The organism is Thermostichus sp. OS-CIW-32 (assembly GCF_054060415.1).
This window is the reverse complement of record NZ_JBSSDD010000013.1, coordinates 21710-36672: the sequence shown is the minus strand read 5'-3', so window position 1 is coordinate 36672 and position 14963 is coordinate 21710. Positions and strand designations below refer to the sequence as shown.

Annotated in this window: 14 protein-coding genes and 1 tRNA gene; 6 read left to right on the top strand and 9 right to left on the bottom strand. The window is 60.4% G+C overall.

The window, feature by feature from the left end; translation table 11 throughout:
- Positions 1–147: 147 nt before the first annotated feature.
- The 4 genes from ACVWY8_RS12200 to rplS form a co-directional block, all read right to left on the bottom strand.
- Positions 148–570 (bottom strand): hypothetical protein, encoded by a 423-nt coding sequence (locus tag ACVWY8_RS12200; protein ID WP_148202781.1) that lies wholly within the window; start codon positions 568–570, stop codon positions 148–150.
- Between the two features lie 402 nt (positions 571–972).
- Entirely contained in the window at positions 973–1797 is an 825-nt protein-coding gene (locus tag ACVWY8_RS12195) for a tetratricopeptide repeat protein (protein WP_457395240.1), read from the bottom strand.
- 69 nt (positions 1798–1866) lie between these two features.
- Positions 1867–1939: transfer RNA gene (locus ACVWY8_RS12190), tRNA-Trp, on the bottom strand.
- Between the two features lie 51 nt (positions 1940–1990).
- Complete coding sequence (gene rplS / locus ACVWY8_RS12185; RefSeq protein WP_457384001.1) at positions 1991–2383, bottom strand: 50S ribosomal protein L19; 393 nt, start codon at positions 2381–2383, stop codon at positions 1991–1993.
- A 165-nt stretch (positions 2384–2548) separates the two neighbouring features.
- Between rplS and ACVWY8_RS12180 the strand changes: the two genes are divergently transcribed.
- Together ACVWY8_RS12180 and ACVWY8_RS12175 are read left to right on the top strand one after the other, a co-directional pair.
- Positions 2549–3922 (top strand): efflux RND transporter periplasmic adaptor subunit, encoded by a 1374-nt coding sequence (locus ACVWY8_RS12180; RefSeq protein ID WP_457395243.1) that lies wholly within the window; start codon positions 2549–2551, stop codon positions 3920–3922.
- A complete protein-coding gene (locus ACVWY8_RS12175; RefSeq protein ID WP_457395246.1) occupies positions 3919–5130 on the top strand; it encodes an ABC transporter permease in 1212 nt (403 codons plus the stop codon). Before ACVWY8_RS12180 ends, ACVWY8_RS12175 begins: the two co-directional genes overlap by 4 nt.
- On the opposite strand, the gene ACVWY8_RS12170 is transcribed toward ACVWY8_RS12175, so the two are convergent.
- Together ACVWY8_RS12170 and ACVWY8_RS12165 are read right to left on the bottom strand one after the other, a co-directional pair.
- A complete protein-coding gene (locus tag ACVWY8_RS12170; protein WP_457395249.1) occupies positions 5127–6635 on the bottom strand; it encodes a UbiD family decarboxylase in 1509 nt (502 codons plus the stop codon). The two genes, ACVWY8_RS12175 and ACVWY8_RS12170, sit on opposite strands and share 4 nt — an antisense overlap.
- Before the next feature lie 18 nt (positions 6636–6653).
- Positions 6654–7550, bottom strand: coding sequence for a carbohydrate ABC transporter permease (locus ACVWY8_RS12165; RefSeq protein WP_414351824.1), 897 nt, complete (start codon positions 7548–7550; stop codon positions 6654–6656).
- Positions 7551–7772: 222 nt separating this feature from the next.
- On the opposite strand from ACVWY8_RS12165, the gene ACVWY8_RS12160 reads away from it, so the two are divergent.
- Positions 7773–8108 carry a YbaB/EbfC family nucleoid-associated protein gene (locus ACVWY8_RS12160; protein WP_414344527.1) on the top strand — a complete coding sequence of 112 codons (336 nt, stop codon included), beginning with the start codon at positions 7773–7775 and terminating at the stop codon, positions 8106–8108.
- Positions 8109–8143: 35 nt separating this feature from the next.
- A complete protein-coding gene (gene recR, locus ACVWY8_RS12155) occupies positions 8144–8743 on the top strand; it encodes a recombination mediator RecR (RefSeq protein WP_414344525.1) in 600 nt (199 codons plus the stop codon).
- A 13-nt stretch (positions 8744–8756) separates the two neighbouring features.
- Here the strand turns inward: recR and ACVWY8_RS12150 are convergent, their stop codons facing one another.
- Complete coding sequence (locus ACVWY8_RS12150) at positions 8757–9335, bottom strand: hypothetical protein (RefSeq protein ID WP_414344523.1); 579 nt, start codon at positions 9333–9335, stop codon at positions 8757–8759.
- A 238-nt stretch (positions 9336–9573) separates the two neighbouring features.
- On the opposite strand from ACVWY8_RS12150, the gene frr reads away from it, so the two are divergent.
- Complete coding sequence (gene frr, locus ACVWY8_RS12145; RefSeq protein ID WP_011429597.1) at positions 9574–10122, top strand: ribosome recycling factor; 549 nt, start codon at positions 9574–9576, stop codon at positions 10120–10122.
- 235 nt (positions 10123–10357) lie between these two features.
- Positions 10358–13072 carry a CBS domain-containing protein gene (locus ACVWY8_RS12140; protein WP_457395252.1) on the top strand — a complete coding sequence of 905 codons (2715 nt, stop codon included), beginning with the start codon at positions 10358–10360 and terminating at the stop codon, positions 13070–13072.
- A 9-nt stretch (positions 13073–13081) separates the two neighbouring features.
- Here the strand turns inward: ACVWY8_RS12140 and ACVWY8_RS12135 are convergent, their stop codons facing one another.
- Both ACVWY8_RS12135 and ACVWY8_RS12130 read right to left on the bottom strand, forming a co-directional pair.
- Complete coding sequence (locus ACVWY8_RS12135; protein WP_011429595.1) at positions 13082–13588, bottom strand: hypothetical protein; 507 nt, start codon at positions 13586–13588, stop codon at positions 13082–13084.
- Between the two features lie 92 nt (positions 13589–13680).
- On the bottom strand, positions 13681–14622 hold the full coding sequence (locus ACVWY8_RS12130; protein WP_457395276.1) for a transglutaminase family protein: 942 nt from the start codon (positions 14620–14622) through the stop codon (positions 13681–13683).
- Between the last annotated feature and the right edge of the window lie 341 nt (positions 14623–14963).

Genomic DNA, 14963 nt, shown 5'->3' with positions numbered 1-14963 from the left:
CGGGCGGGCTAACTGCCGATGGGATAGGATCCCCAGGCCCACCGCCCCCAAAATCATCCCAGCCCATTCCAGTGGCCACAGGTTTGATAGCCCCAGCGGCCAACGCACCAGGTTTCATGGGTCGAGAACCGGCGGGGCAGGGATCCCTCAGGGGGTACCGGGCAAATTCTTCAGTACTGGAATCACCAGCTCTTGGACGGGCAGCGCTACGGGCTGGGCGGAGTCACTGCTCAGGGAGCTGGATGGCGCAGAAGGAGAAGAGCTGGGGATCTCGCCCATGGGCCGCAGTTGCCAGCGGATGATCTGCTCGCCGCGGTAAAAGGTGACCAACAACTGATCCCCTTGCGATTGAATTTGCCAGGTGCCATCACCGCTGGTTACCGAAATATGGCCGCCGGAAAAGGGTGCATCCAAAGCCGGCCCCGATTGGCTCCAGATACGCCCGCCACCCGTTTCCAAGATCAATTGCACCGTCGCCCCCTGCCCCTGGCCGCTCAAAATTTGGCCGGTTCCGCTCCAAACTCGGGTTTCCGTCTGAGCGACGGCAGGTTGCCCAATCTGCAGAACCATGAGCAACAGCCCTGCCCAGCTCCAGTGATTTCGCAGCCTCCCTCTCCCATCAGGGAAGAAGGAAGAAGAGCGAGAGAAACAAGCCATTGCACTCACGTTGATACCACGCGCCGCGATAGGACTGAAACAGACGAAGAAGAAGGCGAAAAGGTGTCGCAGGAAGCAATCCTTTACACAGTTTTTTTCACAGCTCGCTGAAAGCCTTTGGGATCCCTCTGCGCTCTCTTGGCTCTGGGTTAAGCCTGCTGCCGGAATCCGCCCTCGGCTTGATCCCAATCTAGCAATCTCCATCCCCCCAGCCAGGATGTAACCTGAGGCTCTAGCTGCGGGGATCCCCAGCAACCGTTTCGTCAATGCGCAGAGTCAAGACCCAGAGTGCCTCCGCCGCAATCGTAAGCCTCACTACTTGAGAGAAAGGAAACGCTCCAGAGCTGCCACCATTGCCGGTGGCCAACGGCGGACGGTTTTCACCCATTCCAGGTCGGCGTAGCGGGGATCCAGCCCTTGCACAGCCACCCAATGACTTTCGGCCTCTCCTTGCCGACCCTGCACCCAAAGGATGGCGCTGAGAGCAGCCCGCATATCCGGAAACTTCGGGTACTTGCGCACCAGAGCCCGCATCAAGCGCAGAGCAGCTTCTGTTTCACCCACCTGGTAGAGGCTCAAAGCATAGTTGGCCTGAGCGAAGGCGTAGTCGGGAGCCAATTCTGTGGCGCGGCGGTAGTCAGCCAAGGCCTGTTGCCATTGGCCCAGCCCTGCTTCCGCATTGCCGCGGTTGTTGTAGGCTGCCGCATCGTTGGGATCCAACTGCAACACTCGTTCGTAGTCTGCAATCGCCTCCTGCCACCGCCCCAACCCCTCCAAAGCAGCCCCTCGGTTGAGATAGGGATCCGGCGCCTCAGGGGCCAAACGAATGGCCTCAGCGTAATCCTCCAGAGCTGCCTGCAGTTGGTGCTGGCTGACACGGGCATTGCCCCGGTTGCTCCACAGGGCCGGGTTGTCCGGCTGGATCTGCAACAGTTGAGTCCACAGGGCTTCCGCCTGGGCAAAATCTCCCCTCTGAGTAGCCGCAAAGGCTTCCTCAAACAGTCGATCGATCTGGCGATCCACCTTGTGGCTCGCCGCCGTTGCCACCACACCCGATCCAGGCCAGATAGGGATCCCTAGCCAAAACAGCAGCCCCAGCAGCAGCGCAGGGAGTAGGTTGGGTACACTGACGGACTTCATGGCTGCAAAAACCACCTTGGATGGGGTGTCCCCACCTGAAGCCATCGCCGCAGGGGGTCTGATGGTTAGCGCGCCCTGGAGGACTCGAACCCCCGACATCCGGTTTTGGAGACCGACGTTCTACCAACTGAACTAAGGACGCATTGGCCAAAGGTTACACCCGCTTACCCAGTGTAGCAGGTACACCTAATTTTCAAAGAAGCTGTTCCTTGCTATCCGCACTCTCTGTCTTGGCCTTGATACGAGTGGCTTTGCCCACCCGATCCCGCAAATAGAACAGCTTGGCCCGACGCACTTTACCCCGCCGCAGCACCTGAATCGACTCGATGCGCGGGGAGTGAATGAGGAAAACCCGCTCCACACCGATCCCTTGGAAAACCTTGCGCACCGTAATGGTGCGGTTGATACCGGAGTGGCGCATGGCAATGACCGTGCCCTCAAAGGCTTGCACCCGCTCTTTGCCCCCCTCTTGGATGCGAACTCCCACCCGTACCTGATCGCCAACCCGAATCTCCGGCAGATCCGACTTCATCTGGGCAGCTTCAATGGAGCGGATGATCTCCTCAGCGTTGATGCGAACGTTCATGGCTTTCCCGCGCTACCGGCAGTCAATCATCGTAGCAATCGTCCCTGTTTTTTGTACAGAGCTGGCCAAATAGACCTCAAGAGGCGGGAAACCGTGTTTACGCTTCCCCCATTTTTCCAATAGGCTAGACAAAGATAAAGCTTTTGTTACAAACGGGAGACTTTTGTGATCCTGCACACCGATGAGCCCAAGACGGGATCCCTGTCTACTCCCAGGCCTGCAGATCAGCCTCTGCCCCAGAGCAAACCCCGCCCCAAGAGATTTCCCTTCGGTTGGATGCTCTTGGGCTTGCTGTTGGCCGGCCTAGGGGGCAGCGGTCTCCTGATCCAGCGTCAGCTGCAGCAGCAGAGGGCAGAACGGCTGGAAAGATTGACGGTACCGGTTCAAGTGGTGGATCTGACCCAACGCCTGCGGGTGAGCGGCCAGGTGCAGCCGCTCCGCCAGGTGAATGTCAGCCCTCGCGAGTCGGGTCGCCTGGCGGAACTGTTGGTGGATCAGGGAGATGAAGTGGTGGCAGGGCAGTTATTGGCCCGGATGGACTACGGCGATCTCGCCAGTGGCATTCGCCAAGCCCAAGCCCGCATTCAAGAGCTGCAAGCCCGTCTAGCGGAGCAACAGGCCGGAGAGCGCCCCCAGGTGATCGCGGCGGCCCAGGCCAGGGTGGATGCTGCCCGGTCGCAGGTGGACTTGGCTCAGAGGGAGTTAGAGCGCATCCAGGCCCTGGTGCAGGCGGGGGTGGTAGCCCGCAGCGAGCTGGATCAACGCTCGGCCCGCCTGGAACAAGCGCAAGCGGATTTGCGAGCTGCTCAACAGGAGTTGGAGCGATTGCAACTGGGGAGCCGCCCGGAAACCCTACAGCAAATTCAAGCCCAAATTGCCCAGGCACAAGCCGAGCTGGCCCAACGGCAATCCCGGTTGGCTGACACCGAAGTCCGCGCCCCCTTTTCCGGTGTGGTGGTGCAGCGCTTTGCCGAGGTGGGATCCTTTGTAGCTCCCACAACAGCAGCTTCCGATGCCACCGCAGCTTCTTCCAGTTCCATTTTGGCGCTGGCTCAGGGAATTGAGGTGCGGGCAGAAGTGCCAGAAGCCCAAATTGCCCAGGTGCGGGTGGGCCAGCCGGTGGAGATCCGCTCCCTGGCCTACCCCGACCGCCTGGTGCAGGGGCGGGTGAAGCGGATTGCACCCGCTACGGTGGTGGTGCGAGAGGTAACCGTCTTTCGGGTCTTCGTTGAACCGGAGCCTGGGGCCGACTTTTTGCGCACCGGCATGAATGTTTCGGTGGATTTCATCGGGGATCCCCAGCCTCAGGCTCTGACGGTGCCCTCAGTGGCTATCCTCCGGGAGGAAAGCCAGGAAGGCGTGCTCCTGCTGGATCCCCAAAGCCGGCAACCTGTCTATCGCCGCGTGGAAACGGGCATCACTCAGGGTGGAGTTACCCAAATCCTCTCTGGTCTGCAGGCAGGGGATCGGGTCTTTACTGCCCTGCCTCCTGGGGTGAACCTAGAGACTTTGATTAAAAGAGCGGAGCAACAGCCATGAGCCTGGCAACGGCGGCCAAAATGGCCTGGCAAATGGTGCGACGGCATCGCCTGCGCACCGGGCTGAGCATGCTCGGGATCCTCATCGGCAATGCGGCGGTGGTGGCCATTGCCGGATTTGGCTATGCTGCCCAAGAGATGGCGGTGGATCAATTTCGCTCTCTGGGCACCAACTTGCTGATCGTCTTTTCGGCCAACTTGGGCCTGGTCGATGCCGGCAACATCCGCCCCCTCACTTTGGAGGATGTGCGAGCCATTGCTGCGGAAGTGCCTGCCGTGTCAGCAGCTGTCCCCAGCCTGGGCACCAATGTGCGCGCGGTGCGAGGTGGAGTGGATCGCCGCTACGAGGCCACCGGCACTTGGCCGGAGTATTTGTCGGTGTTGAACTTAGAGATCGAGGCAGGCCGCTTCCTCTTGCCCTCGGATATCGAGGAACAGCGCCCGGTGGTGGTGCTGGGCAGCGATGCCGCCAGCCAGTTGTTCGGCCTGGATCCCGCCGCTGCCATTGGGGAGACCGTCCTGCTGAACAACTTGCCCTTCGAGGTAATCGGCACTTTGCGCTCGAAGCCGACGGTGTTTGGCAACAGCGATGCCGGAGTGTTTCTGCCGGTGGATGTGGTGGCCAATCGGTTGGTCGGGCGGCGTTCCCCCTACGGCACAGAGCTGACGGCGATTTTCGTCTCGGCCCGCTCTGAAGCCGATCTGTCTGCTGCCGAGTTCCAAATCCGCAACCTGCTGCGCCAGCGGCACCAATTGGTGGGAGAAGATGACTTCATCATCCGCAACCAAAAGGTGCTCCTGGATGGGTCGGCCAGGATTTTGAGCCTGCTGCGGGTGCTGCTGACGGGCACGGCGGCCCTCTCCCTGCTGGTGGGAGGGGTGGGGATCATGAATGTGATGCTTATCTCGGTTGCGGAACGCACCCATGAAATCGGGCTGCGCAAGGCGATTGGGGCGGATAGCCGGCAGATTTTGCAGCAGTTTGCCGCCGAAGCGATTTTCATTGCCGTGACCGGGGGGGTGCTCGGGATCCTCCTCAGCAGCGGCCTGCTGGTGGCGGTGCAGGTGTTCACCCCCTTGGCCACCCAAGTCGATGGGGTGGCAGTGGGAGTGGCGTTCTCCCTGTCCACTGGGATTGGGCTAGTCTTCGGCATTTTCCCGGCCCGCAAAGCGGCGCAACTGGATCCCATTGAGGCCCTGCGGGCCTAGAGCTCGTATCCAAACAGGCGGGGATCCGCCGGCTGCCCATCGAGATCCGCCAGGCCATATTCTGCCCAGCGGCGATCCACCAAGCGGGCCACCTCCGGATCTGGAGCAAGGGGCTCCCGCCAGGGAGCATCGGTTTCCGGGGGGATCTTGGTGGTGGCATCAATGCCCATCTTGCCCCCCAGACCCCGTCTTTCGGTGGCAAAGTCCAAGGTGTCAAAGGGATTGTCCGGCAGAATAAACACATCCCGCTGCGGATCCACCCGCGAACACAGACACCACAGCACCTGCCGTGGATCCCGGACGTTGATGTCTTTGTCCACCACGATCACAAACTTGGTGTAGCTGAATTGGGGCAAAGCGCTCCAGAAGGCCAGGGCTGCCCGCCGCGCTTGGCCGGGGTAGGCTTTGTCGATGGAAAGAATAGCGGCCTTGTAGCCCAGCGCCTCCATCGGCAAGAAGAAATCCACGATCTCCGGCACCTGCTGCCTGAGGATGGGGGTGTAGATGCGGTTCAGGGCCAGCGCCATCATGTCGTTCTCTTTGGGGGGCTTGCCGCTGAAGGTGGTGAGATAGATGGGATCCCGGCGGTGGGTCAGGCAGTGGAAGCGAATCAGAGGAGCCTGCTCGTTGCGGGGGCCATAGTAGCCGATGTGATCTCCGGCAGGCCCGTCGGGGGCCACTTCCCCAGGGGTGATGGTGCCCTCCAAAACGATCTCAGCATGGGCCGGCACCTGCAGATCCACCGTTTTGCACTGGGCCAGGTGCAACCCTTCTCCGGCATAGAGACCGGCAAACAGCCACTCCGACAGATCCACCGGCAGAGGTGTGGCCGCCGCCAAAATCACCACCGGATCCACCCCCACCGCCACTGCCACCTCCAGCTTTTGGCCCAGGGCCGCCGCCTTGCGCAGATGCCGAGTTGCCCCCCGCACCGACAGCCATTGCACCGTCATGGTGGTGCGGCTTTGCAACTGCAGGCGGTACACCCCCACGTTGGGGATCCCGTTTTCCGGGTCTTTGGTGACCATCAGGCCCAAGGTCAGCACCCGTCCGGCATCGCCGGGATAGACCCGCAACAGGGGCAACTGGGTGAGATCGACTTCCTCTCCCCGCAGCACCACCTGCTGACAGGGAGGAAGCAGATCCCGGCTGGGTTTAGCTTTGAGTACGCTAAACAGAGCTTGTCCCAACTCCACCGCCTGGGCAAAGCTCCGCGGTGGCCGCGGCTGGTAAAGCAGGGCCAGCTTTTTCCCCAGTTCCTCCAGATCCTGAGGCTGCTCCATTCCCAAAGCCCAGCAAATGCGCTCCACCGTGCCCAGGGTGTTGATGAGCAGCGGCATTGAGGATCCCTTCACCCGCTCGAACAGCAGCGCCGGCCCCCCGCAGGCCAAGAGGCGATCGGCAATCTCGGCAATTTCCAGATCCGGATCCACTTCTGCCGAAATGCGGCGGAGCTGACCACGGGATTCCAGCAGAGCAATAAAACGGCGTAGATCTCTGGGCATGAAAGGGAACCTAAGGGCTTACTTGTCGCGATTGAGGGCTAACCCGCTCATGAAGGGCTTCTGCAGCGCAATAAACACCAGCAGCGGCGGGATACTGGCGATGATCGCTCCCAGCATCATGGGGCCATAGGAGGCCGAGCTATCCAGATTGAGCAGGGATTGCAGCCCCACCTGCACCACTTGTCGCTCTCGGCCTTGCACGATCAAGCGGGGCCACAGGTACATATTCCAAGCGTAAACGAAGTGAATCACCGCCTGCGCCCCGATGGCGTTCCAGCTCAAGGGGATCAGCACCTGGGTGAGAAATTGCAGCGGGTTGGCCCCGTCCAGTTGGGCCGCCTCCGCCAGCTCGCGGGGAATGTTGGAAAAATGCTGGCGGAACAAAAACGTGGCCGTGGCGCTGGCCAGAAAGGGCACGATTAAAGCGTAGTAGGTGGATCCCCAGCCCAAGTTGGTGACCAACCGCAGCAGGGCAATGATCAAGATTTCTGTGGGCATCATCAGCGTGATCAGCACAAAGCCGAAGGCCAGCCCTTTGCCCGGAAAGCGGAAGTACACAAAGGCCAGCCCGGCCAGCAGCGACAAAACCGTCTTGCCCACCGTGATTGCCACCGCCACGATGGTGCTGTTGACCATGTAGTGGCCCAGGTGCCGCGCCACCATCACCTGATGCCAGTTGAAGGCAAAAGAGGAGCCAAAGGTCAATTGATAGCGGAACACCTCGGCATTGTTCTGGGTGCTCACGATCAGGGCATACAACACCGGAAATCCCAGAACCAAGCAGGCCAGCACCAGGCCCAAATGCACATACCAACGCTCCGGGATCCAGCGCCGCCAACGCCAGGGAGAAGGCTCCACCCGAGTTGAACTGGGCTGGGCTACTTGAGATCGGGGATCCTGCAACAGTTGGGCCATGGCACCTCCGGACAGCAAACGCTGATGAGCAGATGGAGTTTCTGGGTCGATCTTCGGCTTCTCTTGTGAGGATAATCTGCCAGAGTTAAGGGCAACCTAAGGAAGGCCGGTCGCCTTAGCGGTGCGGAGCACTTCTGGCCTGAACTTTCGAGTGCTTTCACCGGCGATGGGGAAACGGGTAGAGTAGAACAGCAGTATCTGGATAACCCAAGAGAGGATCCCATGACTCGAGGCTTTGGCCCCTTCGGCAAAATCCAAGAAGCGCTCAAGAAAGCCCAAGAGGTGCGCGATGGCGCTCAAAGGCTGCAAAAAGAGCTAGAGGAGATGGAGATCGTCGGCGAAGCCGGCAATGGGCTGGTGAAAGTGACGGTAAACGGCAACCAAGAACCTCTCAAAGTCTCTCTGGATCCCCAGATTCTCCAGGAGTCGGTGGATGTGGTAGAGGACTTGCTCCTGACGGCGATGGTGAACGCCTACACCCAATCTGCCGAGACGATGCGCAAACGCATGGAAGAGCTGACCGGAAACATCAGTCTGCCGGGGTTGGGACTGGGTTGAGCCCCACTTGCTTAACCCCGCTTGCTTAACTCTGTATGTACACTCGCCCCTTGGCTCGCCTCATCGAAGAGCTGCAACGGCTGCCCGGCATTGGCTCCAAAACCGCTCAGCGCCTAGCTCTCCACTTGATCAACCGGCCTGCCGGCGAGATCGAGGCCCTGGCCAAAGCCCTGCTGGAAGCCAAGCAGACGGTTCGGCACTGTTCCATCTGCTTCAACTGGTCAGCGGAGGATCCCTGTGAGATTTGCCGTTCGCCACAGCGGGATCCCTTGCTGTGGTGCGTGGTGGCCGACGTCAAAGACTTGATTGCGATGGAGCGCACCCGCGAGTTCAAGGGGCTTTACCACGTTTTGGGTGGCCTCATCTCCCCCATGAACGGGATCGGGGCCGACCAACTGCACATCCGCGAGCTGGTGGCCCGGGTGGCACGGGAAAAACCGCAGGAGCTGATCTTCGCCCTCAGCCCCAGTGTAGAGGGAGAGGTGACCATGCACGTGGTCAAGGATTACCTGAAGCCAGTTGCCCCCACCTTGCGCATGACCCGCCTGGCCTTCGGCCTGCCCATGGGATCCGAGCTGGAATACGCCGACGAGGTCACCCTGGCCCGTGCCCTGGAAGCCCGGCAGGAGTTGTGAGCCGCCCAGCCCATCAATCGCAGCCGGTTACCCCCTCCGCGCAGTAGGTGCTCCACCAGGGGTTGAAGTTGGCAGGATCCTCCGGCAGAGTGCTGATGTTCAGAAGTTCCTGGAAGCTGCTGTTGCGGCCTCCGTAGCGCAGGTGCATGTGCACCGGATCCCCGTGGGGTGCCCGCAGAATCACATAGGTGAAGGTCTCGCAACTGGCGTCTGCTCCAGGCTGCAACTGAAACAAATCCCAGATGGAACTTAAGGAGCGCTCAGGGTAGTAGAAGGGATCCGGCGCAGCCCCCCGATAGGCGTAGCGACAATTTTCCGCCAGGGGCTTTTTCCCCTCCAGATCGGCGTAGAAGGAGAAGAACTCCATCTTCTCGAACTTCACCCGCTTTGGATTGCGCGGATCGTTGGCCGATTGTTCCAGGGACGTATCCAGAGTGAAAACACCATCAATTCCCAGGTAGGGCACTTTATAAGCATTGGGGGAGACAATCTGCAACTCCAAGGCTGCCGCAGCCGCTCCAAAACCCAGGAGACTCAAGCTGCCGATCAGCCAGGCTAGGGCCGTTGAAGAACCAATTTGGCGAGAGAGCATAAAACTTTGTTGTGCCTGTGTTGTGCAGTAAACTGCAGAGCAGTTTAGGGGAAGCTTTGAGCTCGTACCATCCCACTGGGGGGCATCTGGCGAGAAATTCGCCGACTGCAGGTGCAGCTTTGGGGAACGGGATCCTAAGACAAGGCGGTAGAATTGAGGTCAGGCTCACCGTAGAGGGGCCAGGTTGGCTGCCCAAGCCTGACTGTCTGGAAACTGTTTTGAAAGCGAGGAAAACCCCGTGGAGCTAGCTGAGATTGAGGAGTTGATGAACAAAGCTGTGCAAGCCACACAGCGCTCCTTTAATACGGTACGCACCGGGCGGGCCAATTCCAGCCTGCTGGATCGCATTCAGGTGGAGTACTACGGCGTGCCCACTCCCCTGAAGGCCCTGGCCAGCCTCACCACGCCAGACTCCAGCACTCTCTTGATCCAGCCCTTTGATCCCTCGACCCTGGCGGCCATTGAGCGGGCCATTGTCGCCTCTGACCTGGGTCTAACCCCCAGCAACGACGGCAAGGTGGTGCGGCTCACCATTCCCCCCCTGACGGAAGAGCGCCGCAAAGAGCTGAGCAAACAGGTGGCCAAGCTAGCCGAAGAGGGGCGAGTCTCGATCCGCAACATCCGGCGGGATGGCATCGACTCGGTGCGCAAGCGGGAGAAAAACGGCGAGCTGTCTGAAGATGAGTCCAAAAGCTTGCAGGATGCCATCCAGAAACTAACTGACCGCTACATTAAGAAGATCGATGAGCTGCTGGCAGAAAAAGAAAAGGAGCTGACGACCCTGTGAAGGCTCCTTGCTGGCATCCTCCCCACTCTACTGGATTGCTTCTGCGCAGCGGTAGGACGGGGTTATGACCCAATTTTTTGATAAAAACCCGGACACCCGTCCTGAAACTTAGCTTCGAGGTTTTCACTTGCCCCTCGGAGTTGAGCAGCCCTTCATTTCTTCTTGTCCGACTCCAACAAGAGGGATCCTGGCTTGGGCCAGGATGGAAGAGCGGAATACGACAAACCTTGCCGCAATGGATCTGATCCTGTGCCATCAATCGGCGGATTTCGACACCCTAGGGGCGGCGGTGGGAGCGGCGCGCCTGTATCCGGGTGCCCGCATTGCCTTGACCGGGGGATCCCTGCCGGGGGTGCAGGAGTTTTTGGCCCTGTACCGAGATGAATTTCCCCTCATTGAGTTGCGCTCTGTGGATCCGGGACAGGTGCAGCGGTGGATTGTGGTGGACTGTCACGATCCGGATCGCTTGGGCAAAGCTGCCGCTTGGTTAAGCGTCCCCGGCGCGCAGATTGAGATTTTCGACCATCACCCCAGTCCACTGGATAACTTTTGGCCGCAGCAGCAGGTCAACAGCCATATCGAGGCCGTGGGGGCCACCTGTACCTTGCTGGTGGAGCGGCTGCAGGCTGCTGGGATCCCTCTCAGCCCTTTTGAGCGGCTGGCGCTGGCTTTGGGCATTCACATGGATACGGGATCCCTGACCTTCCCGGAGACCACCGCCCGCGATGCTGCTGCCCTGAGCTGGCTGTTGGATCAGGGGGTGAACCTGGTCTTGTTGCGGCGCTTTTTGGGGGATGGCCTCACCCCAGAGATGCGCGAGCTGCTCAGCCAGGGGTTGGCCCAGATGCAGGTGCAGCAGGTGGGGGAGTATCGCCTGGGAGAGTGGCTGCTGGAGCTGCCGGAGTTTGTGCCCGGCTTGGCTGGCCTGGTGATGCGGCTGATGGATCTGACGGGAGTGGATGTGCTGCTCTTGGTGGCGCGGCAGGGGGAGCGGCTCAGCCTGATCGGGCGGGCGCGGCAGGAGTTTGCCCAGTTGGGCAGGGTGATGGCCCTCTACGGCGGCGGTGGACACGATTGTGCTGCAGCAGCCACGTTAAAAGCCAGCCCAGAGCAGCCTTTGCCCGACCCGGCCCAAGTCATGGCGGCCCTCAGGCAGGCTGTCCAAGAGCGGATCCCGCCCCCGGTGACGGCCAAAGATTTGATGTCGGCTCCGGTGCGCACCATCCGACCGGAGATCACCATCGACGAGGCCCAGCGGGTGCTGCTGCGCTACGGCCATTCCGGCCTGGTGGTGGTGGACGCTCAAGGTCGCCTGGTGGGGGTGATCTCGCGGCGGGATATCGATATCGCCCTGCATCACGGGTTTGGCCATGCCCCCGTCAAGGGCTACATGACCACCGACGTGAAAACCCTTTCCCCCGACACCCCCTTGGCGGAGATTCAGCGGTTGATGGTGCAGTGGGATATTGGCCGCCTGCCGGTTCTCCAGGATGGACAGTTGGTGGGCATTGTAACTCGCACCGATGTGTTGCGGCACCTACACGAGTTGCCGGCCCTCTCACCGCAGTTGGCTTTGCCCACCCTTTCCTGCCCTTTGGATCTCACCTTCGCGGCCCTGTCGGAGCGGCATCGACAGTTGCTGGAGCAGGCCGCCCACATCGCCGATGAGAAGGGCCTGAGGTTGTATCTGGTGGGGGGAACGGTGCGGGATCTGCTGCTGCACCGGTGGGGACGGCAGCCCTCGCCCAACCTGGAGCGGCTGGATCTGGACTTGGTGGTGGATGGGCCCTACTCTTCGGCCCCGGATGGGATCGATCCCCCGGGCTGGGGCTTGATTTTGGGACAAGCGCTCAAACAACGCTTCCCGGAAGCGCGGCTGGAGATCCACGGCAAATTCCAAACGGCGGCCTTGATCTGGCCAGGAGGCTTTTGTGTGGATATCGCCAGCGCCCGCACGGAGTTTTATCCCTACCCGGCCTCTCCCCCCGAAGTGGCCATGGGATCCATTCAGCAAGACCTCTATCGGCGGGATTTTTCCATCAACGCCTTGGCCTTGCGCCTCAACGGCCCCCAGCGAGGACAGGTGCTGGATTTTTTCGGCGGACAAGCAGATCTGCAACAGGGGATCATCCGGGCATTACACCCCAATAGCTTCATCGAGGATCCCACCCGCATTTATCGAGCGGTGCGCTTTGCGGTGCGCCTGGGCTTCGCCCTGGACTCGACCACAGAAAAATGGATCCGCGCTGCTGTGGCTAGTGGTCTGCACGATGCCGTCGGCGGGGATCGCCTCAAGCAGGAGCTGGCCTACATTCTCGGATCCCGCGATTGGCCCCAAGCCTTTGAGCGGCTGGCAGAATGGGGGGCTTTGCGCTGTATTCACCCCGACCTGGAGTGGGATCCCTCCCTGTGTCAGCGGTTGCAACGGGTGGGCCGCTGGGCCTATCACTTTCGCCGCCGCTATCCTGAGCTGGGATCCCAGGAGATCTGGCAACTGCGCCTAGAGGCTCTCCTCCTCACGCTGCCCCAAGCCCCCCAGGTGGCCAGCCAACTCCACCTTACCCAAGCAGGCATCGAACGCCTCAGCCATTCCTCCTATTACCAAACCCTGTTGGCCCAATTGGATCCCGGCACCCTCTCTCCGGCCCAGGTGGTGCAACTGCTGCAGGGGCTGCGGATCCCGGCGGTGATTTTGTTGGCCGGGATCGCCCCCAAGCCGGCCCGGCGGTTGATCTGGCGCTATTTGCAGGAGTGGTACTGGGTGAAGCCGCTGCTCAACGGCCACGATCTGCGTCGTCTGGGTTATAAGCCAGGTCGCCCCTTCCAAGCCATTTTGGAGCAACTGCGTTGCCTCACCCTGAACGGCGAACTCACCACCCCGGCAGAAGCTGAAGCCTGGCTACAAGAACACTTCCCCCTGCCGCAAGCTCAATACCGAGGAAGAAAGTAGAAGGGCAAATCAGTCGAAATAGAAGAGAGTGACCAACTTGTGTTGTTCCTCAGCATGCTTGCAGGCATCCAGCAGCGTGACGCTGTCGTGGAAGACAAAGCAGATCAACTGCTGGCACTTGCCGATGATCTCCAGGTTGCACAGGCGGCTGGCCTCCGCCAGGGGAAGATGGTCGTTTTCGGGATGTTCCACCAGATGCAGCACCTGCTCCAGGCTGGCCCGCGACTCTGCCGGCTGTCGCTCCAAACTCTGCGGCAAGATCACCGTCAAGGACTTCATGTCCGCCCGCATTGCCCCCCGAATGACGGCCAAGTTGGTGCCAATGGCCCCAGAGGTGAGGATCTGATTGCCCGTGAGGGCCAAAGCATAGCTGAGGGTCTCGATCAAATACTGGTGGGTAATGGGCACATGACGGCTGCCCAGGATGGCCACTCGCTTCGGCCCAACTTGCTGAATGGCGGCCAACTCCTGCAAAAACGTATCAACGCTGGTGGGGACATCAATAGACTGGGTCAACGGGATCCCTCGGCAGATTCTCTAGATCTTGGCTAGGCTATGCTATCTCAAATTTTCGCTTTGGGATCCGGCCAAGTTGAAGCTCTACGGCTTCAGCCCCAAACTTTTGGTGAAGTGCTAAGGCTGTCTGCAGCAAGCTGGGCTTGGCTTTGCGCAGAAGATCCCGCCTGGATGTGGATGGTGTAGCTCATGCTGCTGTGAACGCCCTTGCCCAGCCAATGGCCGTAAATGGGAGCGGCATCTCTGGGGTAAGCGCTGGCCGCCAAAGCCACATGACCGTCGGCCACGGCCAACCCTTGGGTGGGATCAAAGCCCCGCCAACCGGCCCCCGGCAAGTACACCTCCGCCCAAGCGTGCAAATGACGGCGCACAGGCTCTGGGGGTTCTCCACCCCTGCTCTCCCCTGAAGGCTGCGAGGGGCTGACCTGGTAGCCACTGACAAAGCGCGCGGCCAAGCCTACCGTACGGCAGACCTCCATGAACACCAGGGCCAAATCGCGGCAGGCTCCGGTTTTGCGATGCCAGGTCAAGCCGGCAGGCCAGGGATCCCCCTTTTCCCGCAAGATGTGGCGGCATTCTGAATAGATGCGCTGGTTCAGCGCCGGCAGAAAAGCTGTCGTTTCCCCCTGCACGTGATCCCATAGCTCCCAGGCCAAGGCCTGGATGCCGGGATCCGCCTGAGCCGTCAGATAAGGCTGTAATTGGGCTGCCAGCGTGCTGGGATAGTCGATGGGGAGATGGGTGGCCCAATCGCAGAGCAGGTAGTCGAAGGGATTCTGCCGCAGGGTGAGCACCGTGGCCTGAGTTTGGATGCGCAAGTGCTCGGTGGGATCCCCAAACCAGAGCCGAACCGCCGCGTTGCCCTCCAGGTCCACCAGCGCCGATTGGCCCACCGGCTGCGGATCCACCTGCAACTCAAAAGCCAGGAGAGTTTGGATCCCGTCGCAGCGCGGTCGCAATCGCACCGTGTGGGGCTCCAGTTGGACTGGACGACTGTAGCGATATTCGATGAGATGGCGGATCTGAATTTGCACAGGCCAAATGACGGGCAAGAGGTTTCACCACAGGCAGCCGAGCCTTGAGATCAGGTAACCCAAACTGCTCTCGAATCAAAGCCAGGAGGTAGCTGTATCCTCTGCCGGGGAGCTTTGAAACTTTAGAGATTCTGAGTTTGAGATCTCCGAGAGCTCTGCCCTACCTCCCCAATCATCGAAACCTTCAGCTTAGAGCGAATATACTCCCCGGCCCGTACAGGAGCATAGCGAGGGGGGTTTGCTGCATTCTGGCATGTGGGCAGGCATTCAATCCAAGCCCCAGCCTGCTCAAGGAAAGAAACTGGAGACATAGCCGACATAGAGACAGGTGCTCAGAACAG

Bases quoted from the DNA above. Each gene is read 5' to 3' on its own strand.
- ACVWY8_RS12160 (WP_414344527.1), top strand. From the start codon at position 7,773: ATGACTCGAGGCTTTGGCCCCTTCGGCAAAATCCAAGAAGCGCTCAAG.
- ACVWY8_RS12140 (WP_457395252.1), top strand. From the start codon at position 10,358: ATGGATCTGATCCTGTGCCATCAATCGGCGGATTTCGACACCCTAGGG.
- ACVWY8_RS12200 (WP_148202781.1), bottom strand. From the start codon at position 570: ATGGTTCTGCAGATTGGGCAACCTGCCGTCGCTCAGACGGAAACCCGA.
- ACVWY8_RS12170 (WP_457395249.1), bottom strand. From the start codon at position 6,635: ATGCCCAGAGATCTACGCCGTTTTATTGCTCTGCTGGAATCCCGTGGT.
- recR (WP_414344525.1), top strand. From the start codon at position 8,144: ATGTACACTCGCCCCTTGGCTCGCCTCATCGAAGAGCTGCAACGGCTG.
- ACVWY8_RS12195 (WP_457395240.1), bottom strand. From the start codon at position 1,797: ATGAAGTCCGTCAGTGTACCCAACCTACTCCCTGCGCTGCTGCTGGGG.
- ACVWY8_RS12150 (WP_414344523.1), bottom strand. From the start codon at position 9,335: ATGCTCTCTCGCCAAATTGGTTCTTCAACGGCCCTAGCCTGGCTGATC.
- rplS (WP_457384001.1), bottom strand. From the start codon at position 2,383: ATGAACGTTCGCATCAACGCTGAGGAGATCATCCGCTCCATTGAAGCT.
- ACVWY8_RS12175 (WP_457395246.1), top strand. From the start codon at position 3,919: ATGAGCCTGGCAACGGCGGCCAAAATGGCCTGGCAAATGGTGCGACGG.
- ACVWY8_RS12165 (WP_414351824.1), bottom strand. From the start codon at position 7,550: ATGGCCCAACTGTTGCAGGATCCCCGATCTCAAGTAGCCCAGCCCAGT.